1 protein-coding gene is annotated in these 413 nt (G+C 54.2%); it reads left to right on the top strand.

The annotated features are described in order from the left end of the window. A partial coding sequence (locus FHC49_RS10765; RefSeq protein ID WP_370631760.1) for a DNA-formamidopyrimidine glycosylase family protein occupies positions 1-413 on the top strand: 413 nt, incomplete at both ends.

Raw genomic sequence — 413 nt, 5'->3', positions numbered from 1 at the left:
GCTAAATATCTGCTGCTGGAGCTGCCTGAGGGCTGGATTATCATTCATTTAGGGATGTCTGGCAGCCTGCGCATCCTTCCAGAAGAACTTCCCCCTGAAAAGCATGACCATGTGGATTTGGTGATGAGCAACGGCAAAGTGCTGCGCTACACCGATCCGCGCCGCTTTGGTGCCTGGCTGTGGACCAAAGAGCTGGACGGGCATAATGTGCTGACCCATCTTGGACCGGAGCCGCTTAGCGACGATTTCAATGGTGAGTATCTGCATCAGAAGTGCGCGAAGAAAAAAACGGCGATTAAACCGTGGCTGATGGATAACAAGCTGGTGGTAGGGGTAGGGAATATCTATGCCAGCGACAGTGATGACGCCAGCCGATCCGGATGGATCCCCGCCGCAAACAGTGATTCGCTGGC

This window comes from Kluyvera sp. EC_51, assembly GCF_019584505.1.
GTDB classification, from domain to species: domain Bacteria; phylum Pseudomonadota; class Gammaproteobacteria; order Enterobacterales; family Enterobacteriaceae; genus Kluyvera; species Kluyvera sichuanensis.
This window is presented reverse-complemented; position numbering and strand designations above follow the sequence as displayed.